At 72.8% G+C, this 21,452-nt stretch carries 19 protein-coding genes; 11 read left to right on the top strand and 8 right to left on the bottom strand.

Annotated elements, in window-relative coordinates; genetic code table 11:
• Positions 1-223: 223 nt before the first annotated feature.
• Both SM452_RS28040 and SM452_RS28035 read left to right on the top strand, forming a co-directional pair.
• Positions 224-397 (top strand): DUF4236 domain-containing protein, encoded by a 174-nt coding sequence (locus SM452_RS28040; RefSeq protein ID WP_064498970.1) that lies wholly within the window; start codon positions 224-226, stop codon positions 395-397.
• 113 nt (positions 398-510) lie between these two features.
• Entirely contained in the window at positions 511-1,029 is a 519-nt protein-coding gene (locus SM452_RS28035) for a potassium channel family protein (RefSeq protein ID WP_463841031.1), read from the top strand.
• Here SM452_RS28035 and SM452_RS28030 read toward each other — a convergent pair.
• Positions 995-1,897 (bottom strand): hypothetical protein, encoded by a 903-nt coding sequence (locus SM452_RS28030; RefSeq protein ID WP_463841030.1) that lies wholly within the window; start codon positions 1,895-1,897, stop codon positions 995-997. The genes SM452_RS28035 and SM452_RS28030 overlap by 35 nt on opposite strands.
• Positions 1,898-1,945: 48 nt before the next feature.
• Complete coding sequence (locus SM452_RS28025) at positions 1,946-2,467, bottom strand: VOC family protein (RefSeq protein WP_194802598.1); 522 nt, start codon at positions 2,465-2,467, stop codon at positions 1,946-1,948.
• 50 nt (positions 2,468-2,517) lie between these two features.
• Between SM452_RS28025 and SM452_RS28020 the strand changes: the two genes are divergently transcribed.
• Complete coding sequence (locus tag SM452_RS28020) at positions 2,518-2,988, top strand: MarR family winged helix-turn-helix transcriptional regulator (RefSeq protein ID WP_463841029.1); 471 nt, start codon at positions 2,518-2,520, stop codon at positions 2,986-2,988.
• A 48-nt stretch (positions 2,989-3,036) separates the two neighbouring features.
• The gene (locus SM452_RS28015; protein WP_355513228.1) at positions 3,037-4,593 is read left to right on the top strand and encodes a tetratricopeptide repeat protein; all 1,557 of its coding nucleotides are present in this window, start codon (positions 3,037-3,039) and stop codon (positions 4,591-4,593) included.
• Positions 4,594-4,597: 4 nt separating this feature from the next.
• Here SM452_RS28015 and SM452_RS28010 read toward each other — a convergent pair whose 3' ends face one another.
• Both SM452_RS28010 and SM452_RS28005 read right to left on the bottom strand, forming a co-directional pair.
• A complete protein-coding gene (locus SM452_RS28010; RefSeq protein WP_262012028.1) occupies positions 4,598-6,001 on the bottom strand; it encodes a sensor histidine kinase in 1,404 nt (467 codons plus the stop codon).
• Positions 5,998-6,654: a response regulator transcription factor gene (locus SM452_RS28005; protein ID WP_302905737.1), complete on the bottom strand. Its 657-nt coding sequence runs from the start codon at positions 6,652-6,654 to the stop codon at positions 5,998-6,000. The genes SM452_RS28010 and SM452_RS28005 overlap by 4 nt, the downstream gene beginning before the upstream one ends.
• Before the next feature lie 95 nt (positions 6,655-6,749).
• On the opposite strand from SM452_RS28005, the gene SM452_RS28000 reads away from it, so the two are divergent.
• Together SM452_RS28000 and SM452_RS27995 are read left to right on the top strand one after the other, a co-directional pair.
• Complete coding sequence (locus tag SM452_RS28000) at positions 6,750-7,859, top strand: LolA family protein (RefSeq protein WP_463841028.1); 1,110 nt, start codon at positions 6,750-6,752, stop codon at positions 7,857-7,859.
• 241 nt (positions 7,860-8,100) lie between these two features.
• Positions 8,101-10,320, top strand: a complete 2,220-nt coding sequence (locus SM452_RS27995) for a HelD family protein (protein ID WP_463841037.1) — start codon at positions 8,101-8,103, stop codon at positions 10,318-10,320.
• 309 nt (positions 10,321-10,629) lie between these two features.
• Here the strand turns inward: SM452_RS27995 and SM452_RS27990 are convergent, their stop codons facing one another.
• Positions 10,630-11,052 carry a hypothetical protein gene (locus SM452_RS27990; protein ID WP_262012025.1) on the bottom strand — a complete coding sequence of 141 codons (423 nt, stop codon included), beginning with the start codon at positions 11,050-11,052 and terminating at the stop codon, positions 10,630-10,632.
• Between the two features lie 284 nt (positions 11,053-11,336).
• Here SM452_RS27990 and SM452_RS27985 point away from each other — a divergent pair, with 284 nt between their 5' ends.
• The gene (locus tag SM452_RS27985) at positions 11,337-11,711 is read left to right on the top strand and encodes a hypothetical protein (RefSeq protein ID WP_036343163.1); all 375 of its coding nucleotides are present in this window, start codon (positions 11,337-11,339) and stop codon (positions 11,709-11,711) included.
• A 61-nt stretch (positions 11,712-11,772) separates the two neighbouring features.
• On the opposite strand, the gene SM452_RS27980 is transcribed toward SM452_RS27985, so the two are convergent.
• The 3 genes from SM452_RS27980 to SM452_RS27970 form a co-directional block, all read right to left on the bottom strand.
• A complete protein-coding gene (locus tag SM452_RS27980) occupies positions 11,773-12,759 on the bottom strand; it encodes a sporulation protein (protein ID WP_463841027.1) in 987 nt (328 codons plus the stop codon).
• A gap of 103 nt (positions 12,760-12,862) precedes the next feature.
• Positions 12,863-13,639, bottom strand: coding sequence for a DeoR/GlpR family DNA-binding transcription regulator (locus tag SM452_RS27975; protein ID WP_194802589.1), 777 nt, complete (start codon positions 13,637-13,639; stop codon positions 12,863-12,865).
• A gap of 35 nt (positions 13,640-13,674) precedes the next feature.
• Positions 13,675-15,684, bottom strand: a complete 2,010-nt coding sequence (locus SM452_RS27970; protein WP_463841026.1) for a beta-galactosidase — start codon at positions 15,682-15,684, stop codon at positions 13,675-13,677.
• A 244-nt stretch (positions 15,685-15,928) separates the two neighbouring features.
• Between SM452_RS27970 and SM452_RS27965 the strand changes: the two genes are divergently transcribed.
• Genes SM452_RS27965 through SM452_RS27950 form a run of 4 tightly spaced genes read left to right on the top strand, consistent with a single transcriptional unit; the run spans position 15,929 to position 21,393 of the window.
• Positions 15,929-17,296, top strand: coding sequence for an ABC transporter substrate-binding protein (locus SM452_RS27965; RefSeq protein WP_463841025.1), 1,368 nt, complete (start codon positions 15,929-15,931; stop codon positions 17,294-17,296).
• 22 nt (positions 17,297-17,318) lie between these two features.
• A complete protein-coding gene (locus tag SM452_RS27960; protein WP_463841024.1) occupies positions 17,319-18,275 on the top strand; it encodes a carbohydrate ABC transporter permease in 957 nt (318 codons plus the stop codon).
• Positions 18,272-19,153, top strand: coding sequence for a carbohydrate ABC transporter permease (locus SM452_RS27955; RefSeq protein ID WP_355513212.1), 882 nt, complete (start codon positions 18,272-18,274; stop codon positions 19,151-19,153). The genes SM452_RS27960 and SM452_RS27955 overlap by 4 nt, the downstream gene beginning before the upstream one ends.
• Positions 19,150-21,393 (top strand): alpha-galactosidase, encoded by a 2,244-nt coding sequence (locus tag SM452_RS27950; RefSeq protein WP_463841023.1) that lies wholly within the window; start codon positions 19,150-19,152, stop codon positions 21,391-21,393. Before SM452_RS27955 ends, SM452_RS27950 begins: the two co-directional genes overlap by 4 nt.
• The last annotated feature ends 59 nt before the right edge of the window (positions 21,394-21,452 follow it).

The raw sequence follows: 21,452 nt of genomic DNA, 5'->3' as shown, positions 1-21,452 counted from the left end.
TTCCAGTCAGTGAGACTTTCATCGCTGGCTTTGTTACGGCACGCATCCACCAGCATTTACTACTCCTTAACACCTACCCGTTGGATAGAGATTTTGCCCGGCGCCGGTCCCACCGTCCAGAGCGGATCGGGCAGGGTTTCGCGAATCGTCGATCCGGGCATGTTCGATGCCGCGAAGGCATGCAGACGACTGCAGAGGCAGGGAGACGAAGGAGGCACCCCCGATGGGCGTCCAGTTCCGCAAGCGTAAGAAGTACGGGCCGCTGATCCTCCACTTCACCCAGAACGGCTTCTCGTCGTGGAGCATCAAGATCGGCCGCTGGTCCTGGAACTCGAACACCCGCGCCCACCGCGTGGATCTTCCGGGGCCGCTGTCCTGGAAGCAGGACAAGGCCTGACCTTCCAGGCGACGAGCGGGGTGCCGGCGATTCGCCGGCACCCCGCTCGTCGCTTGCGGACCGGGATCGCGGTTCCGCCCGTCACGGCGTTGCGGTGGCCGGAGAATCGCCACATGGCGGACCTGTTGCTGCGGCGGATACGACGGCGGGCCGCGGCGGCCTGCCTGCTCATGCTCGTAGGCTACTTCCTGGTGCCGGTCGAGGCCGACCCGAACGGCCTGCGGCTGGTCCTGCGCTCGGCCGGCACGCTGGTCCTGGTGGCAGTGATCGCGTTCCTGGTCACCGGTCAGGTCCGCCGCCAGCTCGTCAAGGACCAGCCGACCGGCCGGGACGAGGACCGGGCGCTGACCCGGCTCGCGGTCGCGCTGATCGCCGGGCTGCTGGTCTTCGCGCTCGGCGATTACGTGGTGGCGAACACCCGGCCCGGCGAGTTCGTCGGCCTGCGCACCCGGGTGGACGCGCTCTACTTCGCGCTCGCGACGCTCACCACTGTCGGCTACGGCGACGTGCACGCCCAGGGGCAGATCGCCCGGGTGGCGGTGTGCGCGCAGATGGTGTTCAGCATCGGGGTGGTCGCGACCGGGGCGTCGATAGTGGTCAAGCAGATGACCCAGCGTTCTCCACGGCGCTGATCGTCACGTCCCCGCCGAGCCGGCCGTGCTCCGGGTCGCGCGTCACCGCGCCCGAGGCGAGCAGCGAGGCCAGCGCCCGATTGGCGTCGGCGGCCCGGTAGACGGTCGCCGTGGTGGCGAAGCGGCGCAGACCGGTGACCGTCTGCGGGCCGGAGCGGGCCAGTTCGGCCAGCAGTTCCCGGCGCAGCGGGCCGGGTTCGGGGTCGAGCGAGATGTCGAGCAGCCGGCCCTGCGGGTCGGCCGGGTCGCGGTAGCGCACGCCGGCGTACTCGTCGACCGCCCAGAGCGCCTCCTTGACCGCCTCCAGCCCGCGGTCGGAGCCGGTGCCGTAGCCGAGCAGCCGCGCCGGGCCGGCCCCGTCGGGCACCAGCTCCACCTCGGTGACGAGCGGGAACCCGGCGCCGGTGAACGCCGGGCGCAGCGACCGGCCGGGCGTGGTGACGAGCAGCAGCTCGGCCGGGCGCCCGGACGCGGCGGCGGCCAGCAGGGCCGGATCCGGGTCGGCGCCGTCGGCCACGACGAGCAGCGGAGCGCCGGCCGCACCGGCGGCCTTGAGCGCCACCGGCAGCCGGTCCGGGCCGCCGGGCACCAGGTGCACGGCGACGTCGGCGGGAAGCGCGGCCTCGGCGGCGCCGAGGCGTACCGGCAGGTCGGTGCCGTCGTCGGCGACCACCAGCACGGTCAGCCGCCGTCCGCGCAGCCGGTCGGCGAACTCGGCCACCACCCGCAGCGCGTCCTCCGCGCCGGTGGCGTCACCCCCGGCGTACGCGAGCGCGAGCGTGGCCCGCCGCGCCCGGTGCAGCGCGGCGGGGAGCCAGTGGTCGAGCTGGCGGACGAGCAGCTCGCGCAGGACGGCGTCGGTCGGCATGGTGCCGTTTCTACCGCACGGCGCGGCGGGCCCGGCCGCGAACCCCGCTCAGACCGGCACGGAGATGCCCACGCCGCCGCGGGTCTGCCCGCCGTAGCGCTGCCGCTCGCGGTCGAGGTCGAGCCGCCCGATGCGGGTACGCGCGGCGAGCGCGGCGTCGTCGAGCAGGTCGGCCGGGACGATCCAGACGATCTCGAACTCCAGCCCGTCCGGGTCGCGGCCGTAGAGGCTCTTGGTGGTGCCGTGGTCGGACGCGCCGACCAGCGCTCCGGCGGTGGAGAGCCGCTCGGCGGTGGCGGCCAGCTCGTCGAGCGTGTCCAGCTCCCAGGCCAGGTGGTAGAGACCGACGGTGGCCCGGCCGGCCTGGGACGCCCCGGCCGCCGCGCCGATCTCGAACAGGCCGAGGTCGTGGTCGTTGGTGGAGTCGGGCGCCTGGAGGAAGGCGGCGCCGCGGAAGCCCTCGGGCGTCATCGGCACCCGGCGGAAGCCCAGCACGTCGCCGTAGAAGGCGACGCTGCGTTCCAGGTCACTGACGTAGAGGACGGCGTGGTTGAGTCGGTGGATGCCCATGTCACCGACCGTACCCCGGTTTTGTTGAGCGTTCAACTATCGACGGTATGATGGGCGTCATGACCCGGTGGCTGGACCCCGACGAACAGCGGACCTGGCGGGCCTTCCTGACCGCCTCCCGAGGACTGATGGAGACGCTCGACCGTGAGCTGCAACGCGACGCGGGCATGCCGCACGCGTACTACGAGATCCTGGTCCGCCTCTCCGAGGCCCCCGGCCGACGGCTGCGGATGAGCGAGCTGGCCGAGCTGACCGGCTCGTCGCGCAGCCGGCTGTCGCACGCCGCCGCCCGGCTGGAGGCGTCCGGGTGGATCCGCCGGGGGGACTGCCCCACCGACCGGCGCGGGCAGGTCGCCGTGCTCACCGACGAGGGCTTCGCCACCCTGGCCGCCGCCGCGCCCGGCCACGTCGAAGGGGTACGCCGGCACCTGTTCGACGCGCTCAGCCCGGCCCAGGTCGACCAGCTCCGCCGGATCAGCGAGACACTCGCCGACCACCTGACGGATTCGGGACCAAACTGATCCACTCCGGGTCTTGTACATACCGTCGCCGGACGAGCACGATGGGGCGTGTCCTCCGGCTTCGCTGACCTGACCGTCCAGGCGCACCATCTGGTGTCCGAAGGCGACCTCGACGGCGCGCACCGGCTGCTCGCCGACGCGCTCAGCGACGCCGATCCCCGCCCCGGCAACGCCTCCCCCGAGCTGGCCGAGGCGGCCGGGCTCCAGGCCAAGGTGCTCGTCGCGCTCGGCGAGCCGCACTCCGCCCGCGGCTGGGCAGCGTTCGCGTACGCGGCCGCCACCCGGCTGTACGGCCGCTCCGACGAGCGCACCGTCACCGCCGCCGCGACGCTCGCCGCGGTGCTGCACCGGGTCGGCAGCGACGCCCGGGCCGCCAGGCTCTACTCCGACGTCATCATCGAGCTGACCGCCCGCAACGGCCCGGAGTCGCAGCAGGTGCTGGCCGCGCACGCCGATCTGGCCACCGTGGAGTACGCGCGCGGCCAGTGCGAGGTGGCCCGCGACCGGTTGCAGGACGCCTGGGAGCTGCACCGCGAGGTGTACGGCGACGGCCACCCCAGCGGCATCAAGATGCTGGCGAAGCTCGGCGCGATGGAACGCGACTGCGGCCGGTACGCCGACTCGCACGAGCACCTGACGCTCGCCGAGGAGCTGTGCCGCCTGCACCTGGACTTCGACGACCCGCTCGCCGCCCAGGTGGCCGCGCTCGCCCGCGCCGCCGCCGACCCGGACCACGTCTGCCCCGCCCCCGCTCCCGAGCCGCCGCCCGCGCGGACCACGCCTGTGGTGCCCGCCGCCCGGGTCCCCCCGCCCGCCGAAGGGCCGCACGACCTGCCGCCCTACAGTCCGCCCGCGCTCGACGAACCGGTCGAGACGCCGCTCTACCACCCGCCCGGACGCGCCGCCGAGACCGCGCACGTGCCGACACCGCGTACCGCACCGGAGGCCGACGGGCTCGACGACTACCCGTGGCCGCCCGACGAGCCGGCCGAGCAACCGTGGCGACCGGGCGCGGACCCGCTGCCGCCCACTGTGGTCGGGCTCGCCGACGACCAGCCCGACGGGGTACGCCGCGTGCCGCCGCCCCCGCCCGAGCCGCCGTCGCGCTACCTGCCGGTGCACGTGCCCCGGCCAGCCGCGGCCGAGCGGCGCGCCCGTCCCTGGCTGCCGCTCGTGGTGCTCGGCGTGGCGGTGGCGCTGCTGCTCGGCACCATCGCGGTGATCGCCGGCGTGTCCCGGGTCGACGACGGCCGCGGCACCCCGCCGCCGGCCTCCAGCGCGCCGCCACCGACCTCCGCCGCTCCCGCGCCGTCCACCCCCGCCGCCGCCGAGCCCGGTACGCCACCCGGACGACTCACCCTCACCGACCGGCGCGACAGCATCGTGCTGAGCTGGACGTACCCGGCCGGCGCGGAAGGACCGGTGGTGGTCGCCGGGGGTCGGGCCGGGCAGCCGCAGGGCACGTTCGCGACGCTGCCCGCCGGGTCGGCCGACTACATCGCCTACGGGCTCGACCGCACCACCGACTACTGCTTCACCGTGGCGCTGGTCTGGTCCACCGACAGCGTCGCCCGCACCGGGCCGGTCTGCACGAAACGCCGCTGACCGCTCACTCCGGCTCGGGCTCGGCCAGCGCGGGCAGCCGTACCGTCGCGCGCAGCCCCGGCGCGGCCGCGCCGGGCGTCGCGTCGGCCAGCTCCACCGTGCCGCCGGCCCGGCGCACCAGCTCGCGCACGATGGCCAGGCCCAGGCCGGCGCCGCCCGCGTCGCGGGCCCGCGCGTCGTCGAGCCGGGTGAACCGGGCGAACACCCGCTCCCGGTCCGCCGCCGGGACGCCCGGCCCGTCGTCGGTCACCGTGACCAGGTGGTACGCACCGTCCGGCCCGCTCACCGCCAGTTCCACACCGGTGTACGCGTGCCGCAGCGCGTTGTCCACCAGGTTCACCAGCACCCGGCGCAGCTCCCCCGCGTCGCCCTCGACCCACCGGGGCGCGTCGGGCGGCGTCAGGCGCAGCGGCGGCGACGGATAGCGGGCGGCCACCGTACGCAGCAGCTCCCCCAGCTCCACCGGGCCGACCGGGGACGGCCGGGCGTCCTGCTCGTCGAGGCGGGCAAGCAGCAACAGGTCGTCCACCAGGCGGCTCAGCCGCTCGGTGTCGGCGAGCAGGTCGTCGGCGACCGCCGGCCAGTCCGTGTCGTCGCCGAGACGCCGGGCCACCTCCAGCTCGGTACGCATGTTCGTCAGCGGGCTGCGCAGCTCGTGCGCGGCGTCGGCGACGAACGCCCGCTGCCGGTCCCGGGACGCGGCCAGCCGGTCCAGCATGTCGTTGAGCGTGACCGCCAGCCGGTGGATCTCGTCCTGCCCCGCCGGTACGGGAAGCCGCTCCGCCCCGGCCCGGCCGGTGATCTCGGCGGCGCCGCTGCGCAACTGCTCGACCGGCCGGAGCGTCGCGCCCACCACCCGCCAGGCCACCACGCCGAGCCCCGCCACCAGCAGCGGGAAGCCGACGAGCAACAGGTTGCGGACCACGTGCAGGCTGTGCCGCACGTCGGTGAGCGACTTGGCCACGAGCACCGTACGCGGCTCCTGCGGTGTGCCGGCCGGCACCGTGACCACCCGGACCGGGCCGGGCATGCCGGCGCGCCGCCCGTCCACCACCAGCCGCTGCCGCTGCCCGGGACGCAGCTCGTCCGGGCCGAGCATCGGCACCAGGCGGTCCGCATCGATCGAAGCGGCCCGGATCCGGCCCTGCGCGTCGACCACCTGCACCCGCAACTGCCCGCCTGCAACCGGCAGCGGGTCCGGCAGCGCGTCCTCGGCGGTGAGCAGCGCGACCGCGTCGGCGGTGCGCAGCGCCTCCTCGTCGACCGAGCGTTGCAGCGTCCAGCCCAGCGCGCCGAGCAGCAGCGCCCCGCCGAACGCGAACCCGACCACGAGGCCCAGCACGCCCAGCGCGAGCAGCCGGGCCCGCAAGCCCAACCGCGGCAGCGGGCCACGTATCCACCGGCTCATGTCGCCAGCCGGTAACCGGCGCCGCGTACCGTCTCCAGCCGCTCCCGGCCGATCTTGCGGCGCAGGTAGCCGACGTAGACCTCCACCGCGTTCGGCGCGGTGTCGACAGAGGCGTCCCAGACGTGGTCCAGCAGCTCGGTCTTGGAGACCACCTCGCCGGGGCGGCGCATCAGGTAGTCCAGCAGCGCGTACTCCCGGCTGGTCAGCACCACCTCGGCGTCGGCCCGGGTGACCCGGCGGCGGGCCGGGTCCAGGCGCAGGTCGCCGACGGTGAGCACGGTCGGCCGCCGGGGCGCGCCACGGCGCAGCAGCGCCCGCAGGCGGGCCAGCAGCACCACGTACGAGAAGGGCTTGGTCAGGTAGTCGTCGGCGCCGCAGTCCAGGCCGTCGGCCTGGTCGTACTCGCCGTCCTTGGCCGACAGCATCAGCACCGGCAGCCAGCGCTGCTCGGCGCGCAGCCGGCGCACCACCTCGTAGCCGGACAGGCCGGGCAGCATCACGTCGAGGATCATCGCGTCGTACTCGCCGTGCCGGGCCGCGTCCAGCCCGTCCGGGCCGGTAGCAGCCACGTCGACCACGAAACCCTCCGCCGACAGGCCCCGGCGCAGCGCCGCCGCGAGCCGCGTCTCGTCCTCCACCACCAGCAACCGCACCGGTCCAGGGTGCCACCACGGGCTCACCCGTAGGGGATCTCCTCAGCGTGGTCACAGCGACGGTCGCGCAGCATGGAGCGCAGGAGGTGCACACTATGTCAGTGATGAAGAACCGCGCCGTGCTGCGCTGGCTGGTCCCGGTGACCGCGGGGGTCGCCGTGATCGGCGGTGGCGCCGCCGTCGGCACGTTCGCCGCCGGCGCCGACCCGGCGCTGCCGCCGCGCAGCGCCGCCCAGCTCCTGGAAGACCTGCGCACGTCCCGCCTGGACGGGCTCTCCGGCACCGTGGTGCAGCGCGCCGACCTGGGCCTGCCGCCGATCGCCGCGCTCGCCGGCCAGGCCACCGGCAACGACCTGGCCGGCCTGGTCTCCGGTACGCACACGCTGCGCGTCTGGTACGGCGGCGAGGACCGCCAGCGGCTCGCGCTCGTCGACACGCTCGGCGAGCAGGACATCGTGCGCAACGGGCGGGACGTCTGGACCTGGAACAGCCGGGAGAACACCGCCACCCACCGGAAGTTGCCGGCCGACGCGCCGGACCGGGCCACCGTGCCGGCCACCCCGGCCGACGCCGCGGACCGGGCGCTGGAGGCGATCGACCCGACCACTGCGGTCACCGTCGGCCGCACCGCCACAGTCGCCGGGCGGGACGCGTACGAGCTGGTGCTCACGCCGCGCGACAAGGCGTCCCTGGTCCACCAGGTCCGGATCGCGCTGGACGCGAAGGAGCACGTGCCGCTGCGCCTGCAGGTGCTCGCCGACGGGCAGGACGAGCCGGCGCTCCAGGTGGCGTTCACCCAGGTCGACTTCCGCACGCCGGAGGCCGACCAGTTCCGGTTCAACCCGCCGCCCGGCGTGAAGGTCACCGAGGCGACCGAGGGCGAGCGGCCCGGACCGGCGGGCAAGCGGTTCGAGAAGAAGGACGCCGAGAAGCCGGACGTCCGTACCGTCGGCACCGGCTGGACCACGGTGGTGGTCGCCAAGATCGGCGACGCGGCGACCGGCGGCGGTGCGAAGCCCGGCGCGGACGCGCCGGACGCCCAGATGCTGGCCGGCGTGCTCGGTGACCTGCCGAAGGTCAGCGGCGACTGGGGCAGCGGCCGGCTGCTCAGCGGCAAGCTGTTCAGCGTGCTGCTCACAGACGACGGCCGGGTGATCGCCGGTCTGGTCACGCCGGAGCGGCTCTACGAGGCGGCAAAGGGCTGAGAATCGCCGTGCCCGGGGCTCGGTCGGCTGACGCCGGCCGGGCCCCGAGTCGTGTCCGGGCTTGGTCGGGTGGCTGCCGACGCGCTATCTTTCTCAGTTCAGGCACAAAAAAGGAATGGCTTCTGAATGCCATTCCTGCGGCAATTTTAGTCAATGAGGAGCCGGATTGTCAACGCACTCCGACGTGTCGGCTGACCTGCGCCAGGACGACGAGATCGGCCGGGAACAGGAATACGTCTCGATGCTGTACGACCGGCTGGACGGCATGCGGGAACAGGCCGCCCGGCGGCTCGACGAGGAGTTGCGCCACACCGGTGGCACGCAGCAGGCCCGCTCGCAGCGCGACTCGACAGTGGCGATGTACGCCGACCAGGTCGAGCAGTTCTCCGCGGTGGAGAGCGGCCTGTGCTTCGGCCGCCTCGACGGCGACGACGACGCGGTCCGCTACATCGGCCGGATCGGGATCTTCGACTCCTCCGGCGACTACGACCCACTGCTGATGGACTGGCGCGCCCCGGCCGCCCGCCCGTTCTACCTGGCCACCGCCGCCAACCCGCAGGGCGTACGCCGCCGGCGCCACCTGCGCACGCGCGACCGCAAGGTGACCGGACTCAACGACGAGGTGCTGGACATCGCCGCCGCCTCCCCCACCGCGCACGAGGAACTGACCGGCGAGGCGTCGCTGCTCGCCGCGCTCAACGCCGGACGCACCGGCCGGATGCGCGACATCGTCGAGACCATCCAGGCCGAGCAGGACCGGATCATCCGCGCCGACCTGCCCGGCGTGATGGTGGTGCAGGGCGGCCCCGGCACCGGCAAGACGGCCGTGGCGCTGCACCGGGCCGCGTACCTGCTCTACACCCACCGCCAGCAGCTCTCCACCCGCGGCGTGCTGCTGGTCGGCCCGAACGCCACGTTCCTGCGCTACATCTCCCAGGTGCTGCCCACGCTGGCCGAGACCGGCGTGCTGCTGCGTACCCAGGCCGACCTGTTCCCCGGCGTACACGCGCGCCGCGCCGAGCCGGCCACCACCGCCGCGCTCAAGGGCCGCGCCGTGCTGGCCGACGTGCTCGCCGCCGCCGTCCGCGACCGGCAGTGGGTGCCCGACGAGCCGGTCACCATCGAACTGCCGCAGCGGGAGGTGCTGACGCTCGACCCGGAGACCGTGCGGCAGGCCCGCGACCGGGCACGCCGCACCGGCCGCCCGCACAACCTGGCCCGCGCCCTGTTCGACGTGGAGATCGTGCACGCGCTCGCCGACCAGGTGGCCGAGCGGATCGGCGCCGACCCGCTCGGCGGGGAGAACCTGCTCTCCGAGGCCGACCGCGCCGAGATCCGCCGCGAGCTGCGCGAGGAGCCGGAGGTCCGCGCCGCGCTGGACGAGCTGTGGCCGGTGCTGACCCCGCAACGCCTGCTCGCCGACCTGTACGCCTCGCCGGAGCGGATCGCCACCGCCGCGCCCATGCTCACCGACGCCGAGCGGGCCGCGCTGCACCGCGAGCCCGGCGGCTGGACGCCCGCCGACGTGCCGCTGCTGGACGAGGCCGCCGAACTGCTCGGCGAGGACGAGCGCGCCGCCGTGGCCCGCCGGGAGCGGATCCGGGCGCTGGAACGCGAGTACGCCGAGGGTGTGCTGGAGATCTGGCGCGGCTCCCGCTCCATCGACGTCGAGGACGAGGCCGACGGTGGTGAGATCCTCGGCGTCACCGACCTGATCGACGCCGACCGGCTCTCCGAGCGGCAGGAGGAGTCCGACCGGCTCACCACCGCCCAGCGCGCCGCCGCCGACCGTACGTGGGCGTTCGGGCACGTGATCGTGGACGAGGCGCAGGAGCTCTCACCGATGGCGTGGCGGCTGCTGATGCGCCGCTGCCCGAGCCGGTCCATGACGATCGTCGGCGACGTGGCGCAGACCGGCGCGCTCGCCGGCACGCCGTCGTGGGGAGAGGCGCTGGCGCCGTACGTGGCGGACCGGTGGCGGCTGGAGGAGCTGACCGTCAGCTACCGCACCCCGGCCGAGATCATGGCGGTCGCCGCCGACGTGCTCGCCGAGATCGACCCGGCGCTGCGGCCACCCCGCTCGGTACGCGCCACCGGCGTACCGCCGTGGGACCGGACCGTGCCGGCGGACCGGCTCGTGGCGGAGCTGGTCGAGGCCACGGCCCGGGAGGCCGCGTCGCTCGGCGACGGGCGACTCGGCGTGCTGGTGCCGACCGGCCGGGTGGACGAGCTGGGCGGCGCGGTGGTGACGGCACTGCCGGAGGCGACCGTCGGCGAGCAGCCTGAGCTGGCGAACCGGATCGTGGTGCTGACCACCGAGCAGGCAAAGGGCCTGGAGTTCGACTCGGTGCTGGTGGTCGACCCGGCCCGCATCGTCTCCGAGTCCCCCAGGGGCCACAGCGACCTCTACGTGGCCCTCACGAGAGCCACCCAGCGCCTGGGCATCCTCCGCACCCCCTGACTCCCCCTGTCCCGCCCGCCCGTGCCCCCTCGCCCTCGCTCCGCGATCATGGAGTTGCGGCCCCGGAAAACTCCATCAAACGGACAATCTTGGGGGCGGAAGTGCAAGATCGACGGGTGCCGGCTTTGCGGGGCGGCGGGGACGTGTCCGGGCGGCCTGTTCGCACCAGTTCGCCGGAGTGGCGGCCCGTTCGCCAGATCGGGGAAACGGCTACATCATGGCCGCCCTGACTGCGCCACTTCGGCGAAGTGGCGGGTGCGCAAGGGCGGGGCGGCCGGAGGCCGTCCCGCCCTTGCCGTGCTGCCTCGGTCAGCCCGGGTTGGGGCGGTTGTCGGTGAAGTTGCCCACCTGGGCACCGGTGGCCGAGTTGTCGCTCGTGGAACCGCCGGCCGGGGTGCTCAGGCCACCCGTACTCGCGTCGCCGGTCGTCGTCGGGGCCACCTTGCCCGGGTGCTTCTCGGGCTGGCGGGCCACCCGGCGCACACTCGCCGGACCCGCGGTACCGCCGGTCGTGGTCACCGCGCCCTGACCCCGGGTCGGTCCGCCGTCGCGCAGCACCGTCGGGTCGACGGGTACGTCCGCCGGGTCGTCCGGGTCGAGTTCCTGCCGCATCCGCTCGACGTCGGTCTGCGGCACCGTGACCTCGTCCAGCGCGCCCTCGCCGTACACGCCTCCGGCGACCCGCTGCTCGGCCCGCCGGGCTGCGTCCTGCCGCATGTCGTCCTCACGCACGTCAACCACCTCGCAGCTCTCTCGGGGTATCGGTGGTGCGTGCCCGAGGGCGGGTGGCTGAAACCGGAACCGGCGGTGGGAGGCCCGGTGTGCGCCCGGATGTCCGGTTCCGGCCGTGAGCCGAGCGCGGGGCCATTCGACGATGACCGGCGGTTACCTTGTCTCCGGGCCCGGGTAGACCCAGGGTGCCCCCGCCACAGAGCGCGAACCGCGCCGTGGCCGACCTGCGGTAGCGGGGCGAGGGTGTGCAGGTTAACGACTCATCAAATCCTGAGGAGGACCAGATGAGCACGCAGGCTGCATCCACCAGGCCGATGAACCGGCCGATGTCCGACGTCCAGAACCGGTCGAGCATGCAGGACACGTCGACCCGGCACATGCCGTCGATGCACGACGGTCACCGGGAGAACATGCCGTCCCCGGGTACGGAGACGAAGCAGGCGTTCCTGACCACCGAGTTCTGGGTGTACGCCGCAGCGGTCGCGGTCGTCGTGATCGCCGCGTTCTGGCGAGGCGCCGCCACCAACGGCCTGAACATCAACAACCCGAACCAGGCGTGGTGGTACCTGACCGCGCTGACCGGCGCGTACCTGGTCAGCCGTGGCCTGTCGAAGGCGGGCAGCGCGCGCCGCTCCGGCAAGGAGCGCCGCGGACGTTGACCGCACGCCGCGCGAACGGCGACGCCCCCGGGATCCGTCCCGGGGGCGTCGTCGCGTCTGCTCACTCCTCGCCGAAGTCCCCGAAGTCGTCGCCGCCGTCGAACGCGTCGTCGAGCATCTCCCCGGCGATCATGCCGCCGGCGACACCCAGCGCGGCGCCCGCGACCACGCCGCCCATGCCCGGGCCGCGCCGCCCGTGGCCGGCGTAGCCGTGGTGACCCGGGTAGCCGTGGCCGCCGTGCGGCATGCCGAAGCCCTGGGCCCGCATGCTGCCGTAGCGGCCGGTGGTCTCCCGCAGCCAGCCGTCGACGACCTGCACCCAGTCGGTACGGGTGGCGTCGCTGTGCGGGACCGAGTAGCGGCCGATGACGTCGTGCCCGGGGCTGAGGAAGCCGCCGCGCTTGTCGCACTCCAGGATCACCTCGACGCCCTGCTGGCTGGTCACGAACGTCAGCTCGACCTCGGTGACCGTCTGCGCGTACTGCGGCGCGGCGAAGAACTCGATCTCCTGGTAGAACGGCAGCGTCTGCGGCACGCCGTAGATGTGGCCGCGCTCCAGGTCGGCGTGCTTGAACCGGAAGCCGAGCGCCTGGAACGCCTCCAGGATCCGCTCGTGGATCGGCAGCGGGTGCACCGACACCTGGTCCAGGTCGGACTTGTCGACGGCGCGGGCCACCGCCAGCTCGGTACGCAGGCCCATCGTCATGCCGTGCAGGCGCTGGCCGTACACGTCGGTGATCGGGGTCTCCCACGGCACCGGCATCTGGAACGGGATGGAGAGCTGCTGCTTCGGCGCCAGCTCGAACGCGCCGCTGACCGGCATCCGGTGGAACTCCATCACGCCCGCGTACTCGTGGTCGCCGCTCTCGATCTCGACGCGGGTGACCAGGCCGAGGTTGATCTGCTCGATCCGCGCCGGGCTGTCGCCGCCGACCAGGTTGACGTGACCGTCCAGGGTCAGCCCGGGCCGGGTGTTCGGGTTGGTGAGCACCGTGTCGACGCTCGGGCCACCCACGCCGAACGCGCTCAACATCTTCTTGAAGACCATCGGTCACTCCCGCTGAACGGCACTCCGACATGGACCGTCGGACGCTTCGTCAGGGCACCCTAAACGGCGGGGCTGAGAAGTGGCTGTGAGGCGCGCCGTGGCCTCAGTCGGCGCGTACCACCACCAGCTCGCCGACCTGCTCGCCGAGCTGCCGGCGGGCCTCCGGCGGCAGGCCGCCGTCGGTGATCAGCACGTCCGCCTCCTCCAGCGGCGCGATGGTGGCGATGCCGATGGTCTCCCACTTGGTGTGGTCGGCGAGCACCACCAGCCGGCGCGCGGACCCGATCAGCCGCCGGTTCACCGCCGCCTCCAGCAGGTTCGGCGTGGTGAACCCGGTACGCGGGCTCATCCCGTGCACGCCCAGGAACAGCAGGTCGACGTTGAGGGCGGCGATGGCCGCCTCGGCGACCGGGCCGGTCAGCGCGTCCGACGGGGTACGGATGCCACCGGTCAGCACCACCGTCTGGTCGGCGCGGGGATTCTGGTAGAGCGCGTCGGCCACCGGAATCGAGTTGGTGACCACAGTCAGCCCGCGTACCTCGGCCAGCCGGGCGGCCAGCGCGGCGGTGGTGGTGCCGGCGGACAGCGCCACCGCCATCCCGGGCTCGACCAGGCCGGCGGCCCGCTCCACGATGGCGCGTTTCTCGGCCTGCTGGCGTACCGACTTGGCGGCGAAGCCGGGCTCCTCGGTGGAGCCCGGTCCGGCCAGCGTGGCGCCGCCGTGCACCTTGTCGATCAGGCCGCGGTCGGCCAGCACCTCCAGGTCGCGGCGGATCGTCATGTCGGACACACCGAAGCGGCTGACCAGGTGACTGACCCGGACGCCGCCGCTCTGGCGGATCAACTCCAGGATGGCGCTCTGCCGTTGCTGGGCGAGCATGGGGGACCTCCTCGGCGCGAACGGCCACGTACCGGTCAGGCGGTCGCGGGCACCGGCGCGGGCTCCTCGCGGACCACCGCCACCTCACCCGCCGGCACCTCCAGATCGCCGTCGCACCGGACGCCGCCGAGCAGCTCGGTGCCGGTGACCGCCAGCCGGGCCGGCCCGGTGGTGTGGTTGACCACGAACAGCCAGCTCCGGTCCGCCGAGCGACGGCGGACCACCTCCACTCCGGGCGGCGCGCCCACCGGCGGACGGACACCCGTCTCGTCGAGCAGCCGGGCCACCAGCCGGTCGGTGGCCTCGTCGTCGAGCCGGGTGCCGACGTACCAGGCGGCGCCCGCGCCGACGGCGTTGCGGGTCAGCGCCGGCACGCCGGGCAGCGGCCCGTCGGTGTACGCGGCCAGCACGTCCGCGCCCTCGGCGTGCAGCCACTCGGTCCACACGTCGGCGCGGGCGCCGTCGTCGAGGCGTACCGTCTCGCCGGCCCGCAGCGGGAAGAACTCCTCGACGCGTACGCCGAGCAGGTCGCGGAACGCGCCGGGGTAGCCGCCGAGCCGGATGTGGTCGTGCTCGTCGACGATGCCGCTGAAGTAGGTGACCACAGCCGTGCCGCCGGCTTCCACGAACCGGCGCAGCGCGTCGGCGTCGGCGTCGCGGACGAGGTAGAGCGTGGGCACCACGACGAGCCGGTAGCGCGACAGGTCGGCCGACGGGTGCACCACGTCGGCGGTGACCCCGGCCCGCCAGAGCGCGGCGTGCAGCGCGGCCAACCGGTCGGTGTACGTGACGTCGACGCTGGGGTGGGAGTCGAGTTCGGCGCCCCACCAGGCCTCGTAGTCGAACAGGATCGCCACGTCGGCGTCGACGCGGCTGCCCCGTACCTCGGCGAGCGCGCGCAGGTCGGCGCCGAGCCGGCAGACCTCGCGGAACACCTTGGTGTCCGGCCCGGCGTGCGGCACCAGCGCGGAGTGGAACTTCTCCGCGCCGGCCCGGGAGGCCCGCCACTGGAAGAACAGCACGCCGTCGGCGCCGCGCGCGACGTGGGCGAGGCTGTTGCGGCGCATCTGGCCGGGCGTCTTGGCCACGTTGCGGGGCTGCCAGTTGACCGCGCTGGTGGAGTGCTCCATCAGCAGCCACGGCGCGCCACCGGCGACGCCCCGGGTGTGGTCGGCCGCGAGGGCCAGGTTGACCTGCGGCTGCGGGTCGGCGGCGGTGAGGTAGTGGTCGTTGGCGACCACGTCCACGTCGGAGGCCCAGGAGTGGTAGTCCAGGTACTTGATGCCGGTGCCGATCATGAAGTTCGTGGTGACCGGCTGCGGGACGAGCCGGTTCAGCAGCTCCCGTTCGGCGCGCAGCTGCGCGCGCTGCTCGTCGGAGGAGAACCTCAGGAAGTCCAGTTGCTGGGTCGGGTTGGCGAACGTCGGGGCGGTGCGCGGCGGGTTGACCTCGGCCCAGTCGTGGTAGCGCTGGCTCCAGAACGCGGTGCCCCAGGCCGCGTTGAGCGAGTCCAGGTCGCCGTAGCGCTCGCGCAACCAGCCGCGGAACGCCTCGGCGCTGACGTCGCAGTAGCAGTGCACGTTGTGGCAGCCGAGTTCGTTGGAGACGTGCCAGAGCACGACGGCGGGGTGGCGCGCGTACCGGCGGGCGACGGCCTCGACCAGGGCGAGCGAGTGGTCCCGGAACACCGGCGAGCTGGGGCAGTACGCCTGCCGGCCGCCGGGCCAGAGCACCGTGCCGTCGGCCCGGCGGGGCAGCGTCTCCGGGTGCCGGTGTGCCAGCCACGGTGGTGGGCTGGCGGTGGCGGTGGCCAGGTCGACGCTGATGCCGCCGTCGTGCAGCAGGTCGATCGCCCGGTCCAGCCAGTCGAAGACGTACCGCCCCGGGGTGGGTTCGATCAGGGCCCAGGAGAAGATGCCGACCGAGACCAGGTTGACCCCGGCGCGTCGCATGAGGTCGACGTCCTCGGCCCACGTCTGCTCGGGCCACTGCTCCGGGTTGTAGTCGGCGCCGTACCAGATGCCCTCGCCGTGCCAGTTCCGCATGACAGCAGAGGTTGCCCCCGAACAGCACCCCAAGTCAACACTTTCCAACATCGACTGAAGTTCCAACGTTTACCGGCTCTTTGCCCTGTCCTGCCGCTGACAGCGTCGTCTTTTTGCCCTCTTGACAGCGCCGCGCCAAGGGGTAGCTTCAAGCGCCACCGGCTGTTTGTGTTCGGACGTGTGGATTCTCGGTGGATCTGCCACGGCCGACACGAACACCGCTCACCGCCAACGATCACGGTCCATGAGCGCAGCGCACCTCTTCCACGCAGGAGGCACCATGTCCCGTCCCCGCTCGCAAGCCGAATACCTCGCCCGGCTCGTACCCCCGTCCGTCGCCGGCCTGAACCGGCGCTCGCTGCTCGCCGGCGCGGCCGGCGCGGGGGCGCTGCTCGGCACCGGGCTGCTCGCCGGCTGCGGCGACTCCGACTCCGGGTCCGGTGGCGACGCCAAGAGCGTCTCGCTCGGCTCGAACCAGTCGGACCCGAAGCCCAAGGACGTCGTCGCCAAGGTGATGGACGGCTTCAAGACGTCCTCCGGCGTGACCGTCGACATCAACACGGTCGACCACAACACGTTCCAGGAGAACATCAACAACTACCTGCAGGGCAAGCCGGACGACGTGTTCACCTGGTTCGCCGGCTACCGGATGCGCTTCTTCGCCGCCAAGGGCCTGGCCGGTGACCTCAGCGACGTGTGGGGCAAGCTCGACGGCTACTCCGACGCGTTCAAGAAGGCGTCCACAGGCGACGACGGCAAGCAGTACTTCGTACCGGCGTCGTACTACCCGTGGGCCGTCTTCTACCGCAAGTCGGTGTGGCAGCAGCGCGGCTACGAGGTGCCGAAGACGCTGGACGACCTCAACACGCTCGGCGCGCAGATGAAGAAGGACGGCCTGAACCCGATCGCGTTCGCGGACAAGGACGGCTGGCCCGCAATGGGCACGTTCGACATCCTCAACCTGCGGATCAACGGCTACCAGTTCCACATCGACCTGATGGCCGGCAAGGAGGCGTGGACCTCCGACAAGGTGAAGAAGGTCTTCGACACCTGGGCCGGGCTGCTCCCCCTGCACCAGCCGGACTCGCTCGGCCGCACCTGGCAGGAGGCCGCGCAGTCGCTGCAGCAGAAGAAGAGCGGCATGTACCTGCTCGGCCTGTTCGTCGGCCAGCAGTTCAGCGGCGCCGACCTGGAGGACCTGGACTTCTTCACGTTCCCCGAGATCGACTCGACCATCGGCGCAAAGGCGCTGGACGCCCCGATCGACGGCTACATGATGGCCCGCAAGCCGAAGTCCAAGGACGCGGCGCAGAAGCTGCTGACGTACCTCGGCTCGAAGGAGGCGGCGGACATCACGGTCAAGAACGACCCGAGCACGCTCGTGGCCAACAGCGGCGCGGACACCGGCGCCTACACCGCGCTGCAGAAGAAGGCGGCCGAGCTGGTCGGCTCCGCCACCGAGATCGCCCAGTTCCTCGACCGCGACACCCGGCCGGACTTCGCCTCCACCGTGATGATCCCGGCGTTGCAGCAGTTCATCAAGGACCCGAAGGACATCAGCGGGCTGCTCACCAGCATCGAGAACCAGAAGAAGTCGATCTTCACCAGCTGACGGCGGAAGGGGGAAGGACATCATGTCCGACCTGCCCCTGATCCAAGCGGATCGCGCCGTGCCGCCGCCGGCCGCGACCACCACCAACGGTGGTCGCGGCCGCCGGCTACGGCTCCTGTCCCGCACCGACCGCGTGGTGATCACGCTGATGGTGCTGGTACCCCTGTTGCTCGTCACCGGGCTGGTCTGGCTGCCCGCGGTGGCGACGGTGCTGCTCTCCGGCACGAACTGGGACGGCATCGGCCCGATCAGCGAGATCGAGTGGGTCGGGGCCAAGAACTACGACGACGTGGTGAACATCTACCCGCCGTTCGTCCCCGCCGTGCAGAACAACCTGCTCTGGCTGGCCGCGCTGTTCGTGGTGGCCACCCCGTTCGGCATGTTCCTCGCCGTGCTGCTCGACAAGGAGATTCGCGGCAGTCGCTTCTACCAGACCGCGCTCTACCTGCCGGTGGTGCTGTCGCTGGCGCTCATCGGCTTCGTCTGGCAGCTCATCTACAGCCGCGACCAGGGGCTGCTCAACGGCGTGTTCGGCGGCGAGACCGACTGGTACGGCGACCCGAACGTCAACATCTGGGCCGTGCTTGTGGCGGCCGGCTGGCGGCACGTCGGCTACATCATGTTGCTCTACCTGGCCGGCCTGAAGGGCGTCGACCCGTCGTTGCGGGAGGCCGCCGCGGTCGACGGCTCCTCGGAGACCAGCACGTTCTTCCGGGTCGTCTTCCCGGTGCTGCGCCCGATCAACATCATCGTGCTGGTGGTGACGGTGATCGAGTCGCTGCGCGCGTTCGACCTGGTCTGGGTCATCAACAAGGGCCGCAACGGGCTGGAACTGATCTCCGCGCTGGTCACCCAGAACGTGGTGGGCGAGGCGAGCCGGATCGGCTTCGGCTCCGCGCTGGCGACCATCATGCTGGCCGTCTCGCTGGTCTTCATCACCATCTACCTCTGGACCGTGATGCGGGAGGACAAGCGATGACCGCCGTCTCCGCCGGCCGCCGCCGCCCCGTGCGGCCCGCCCGGGTCGTCCTGCACCTGTTCCTGGGTACGGTCGCCGTGGGCTGGCTGTTCCCCATCCTCTGGGCGGTGCTCACCTCGTTCCGCTCCTACGAGTACACCGCCGACAACGGCTACGTGTCGCTCGGCGGCTGGACGGTCGACAACTACGTCACCGCCTGGCGTACCGCCGAGTTCGGCAAGCACTTCCTCAACTCCGCGTACATCACCGTCCCGGCGGTGCTGCTCACGCTGTTCCTCGCCTCCTGCGTGGCGTTCGTGATCGCCCGGTTCAGCTGGAAGCTCAACATCGCGCTGCTCGGCCTGTTCACCGCGGCGAACCTGCTGCCGCAGCAGGCGCTGCTCATCCCGCTGTTCCGGATGTTCACCGAGATCCCGCTGCCGGCCTGGATGAGCGACTCGGAGCTGCTGTACGACAGCTACTGGGGGCTGATCCTGGTCAACGTCGCGTTCCAGTGCGGCTTCTGCGTGTTCGTGCTCAGCAACTACATGAAGGCGCTGCCGCACGAGCTGTACGAGGCCGCGATGGTCGACGGGGCGAACGTGTGGCGGCAGTACTGGCAGGTCACGCTGCCGCTGTGCCGCCCGGCGCTCGCCGCCCTCGCCACGCTCGAGGTCACCTGGATCTACAACGAGTTCTTCTGGGCCACAGTGCTCATGCGGACCGGCGACAAGTTCCCGGTCACCAGCTCGCTGAACAACCTGCGCGGCGAGTTCTTCACCGACAACAACCTGGTCTCGGCCGGCTCGGTGCTGGTCGCGATCCCCACCCTGGTGATCTTCTTCCTGCTCCAGAAGCAGTTCGTCCGGGGTCTGACGCTGGGAGCCTCCAAGGGATGACGATCGTCCACCTGCGCCGCGCGCGGACCAGCCTGGTGCTCGACGCCCGCGGCCCGGGGCTGCCCCGGGTCGTGCACTGGGGCACCGACCTCGGCCCGCTGCCCGACGAGGACCTGCCCGCAGTCGTCGACGCCACGGTGCCGCCGGTGGTGCCGAGCAGCTTCGACGCCCCCACTGTGCTGTCGCTGCTGCCCGAGGCGAGCGCCGGGTGGAGCGGGCGGCCCGGTCTCGCCGGTCACCGCGACGGCCGGGACTGGTCGACCGCGTTCCGCCTCACCGGCCTCGACGTGCACGACGAGCCCGCGGCACCGGCGCCGCCGCTCGACGGTGTTGCCACGAGCGGACCCGGCGTGTTAGGAGGGGGCCCTTTACCTGCACCAGGCGTTAACAAGGGGCCCTTCCTTTCCTCCGGGCGGGTGGTGGTGCGGGCGGCGGACCCGGGCGCGGGGCTGAGCCTGACCGTCGAGATCACGCTGGACGCGGCGGGCGTGCTGACGCTGCGGCACCGGCTGCGCAACGACGGCGACGGCCGGTACGAGGTCCGGGAGCTGACGCCGGTGCTGCCGGTGCCGGCGGTCGCCACCGAGCTGCTCGACCTGACCGGCCGCTGGTGCCGGGAGCGCGCGCCGCAGCGGCACCCGTGGCCGATGGGCGCGTGGGTACGCGAGGGACGGCACGGCCGCACCGGCCACGACGCCACGCTGCTGCTGGTCGCGGGCACCGCCGGGTTCGGCTTCCGGCACGGCGAGGTGTGGGCGGTGCACACCGCGTGGAGCGGCGACCACGTCACCGCCGCCGAGCGCCGCCCGACAGGTGAGTCCACGCTCGGCGGCGGTGAGCTGCTCGCACCCGGCGAGATCGTGCTGGGGCCGGGCGAGGAGTACGCCACTCCCCTGCTCTACGCGGCGCACTCGGCCGACGGGCTGGACGGGCTCAGCGACGCGCTGCACACGCACCTGCGAGCACGCACGTCGCACCCGCGCACGCCCCGGCCGGTCACGCTGAACGTGTGGGAGGCGGTCTACTTCGACCACGACCTGGACCGGCTGCGGACACTGGCCGACCGGGCCGCCGAGGTCGGGGTGGAACGCTTCGTGCTCGACGACGGCTGGTTCCGCGGCCGGCGGCACGACCAGGCCGGGCTCGGCGACTGGTGGGTCGACGGCGAGGTCTGGCCGGACGGGTTGCAGCCGCTGATCGACCACGTTCGCGGGCACGGCATGCAGTTCGGGCTGTGGGTCGAACCGGAGATGGTCAACCCCGACTCCGACCTGTTCCGCGCCCACCCGGACTGGGTGCTCCAGGCGCCGGGCCGGCTGCCGCCACCGTGGCGGCACCAGCAGGTGCTCGACCTGGCCCACCCGGACGCGTACGCGTACCTGCTCGAACGACTCGACGCGGTGCTGAGCGGGCACGACGGCCTCGCGTACCTGAAGTGGGACCACAACCGCGACCTCACCGAGGCCGGGCACGCCGGACGGCCGGGTGTGCACGCGCAGACCCTCGCGGTCTACCGGCTGCTGGACGAGCTGCGTGCCCGGCACCCGGACGCCGAGATCGAGAGCTGCTCCTCCGGTGGTGCCCGGGTCGACCTGGAGATCCTGCGCCGCACCGACCGGGTCTGGGCCAGCGACTGCAACGACGCGCTGGAACGGCTGTCCATCCAGCGCTGGACCGGCCTGCTGCTGCCGCCGGAACTGATCGGCACGCACATCGGCCCGGAACGCTCGCACACCACGCACCGCGTACACGACCTGAGCTTCCGGGCGGTCACCGCGCTGTTCGGCCACCACGGCGTCGAGTGGGACATCAGCGCGATCGACGCCGGCGAGCGGGCCGAACTCGCCGCCTGGGTGGCGCTGCACAAGCGGCTGCGCCCGCTGCTGCACACCGGCCGGGTGGTCCGGGCCGACCACCCGGACCCGGCCGTGCAGGCCCACGGCGTGGTCGCCCACGACAGCTCCCATGCGGTGTACGCGGTCAGCCGGCTCGCCACCTCCGCGGCGCAGGTGCCGGGCGCGGTACGGCTGCCGGGGCTGGACCCGCAGCGGCGCTACCGGGTCCGCCCGCCCGCCGGGGTGCCGGAGCCCGCGGCGCTGGAGATGTCCCCGCCGGGCTGGCTGGCCTGGCCGGGCGACGGCATCACGGTAAGCGGTTCGGTGCTGGGCACTGTCGGCGTTCAGCTCCCCGCCCTGCACCCCGAGCAGGCGTTGCTGCTGGAGGTCGCCGTCGTTGGCTGAGAGACGTCGGCAGCGGTGACCGGCCCGTTCAACCGCGGAGGCCTACGCGCCCCGGACGT

Source organism: Micromonospora sp. SYSU B005, assembly GCF_055362685.1.
The sequence above is the reverse complement of the archived record's forward strand: the minus strand, read 5'-3'. Positions and strand labels throughout refer to the sequence as shown.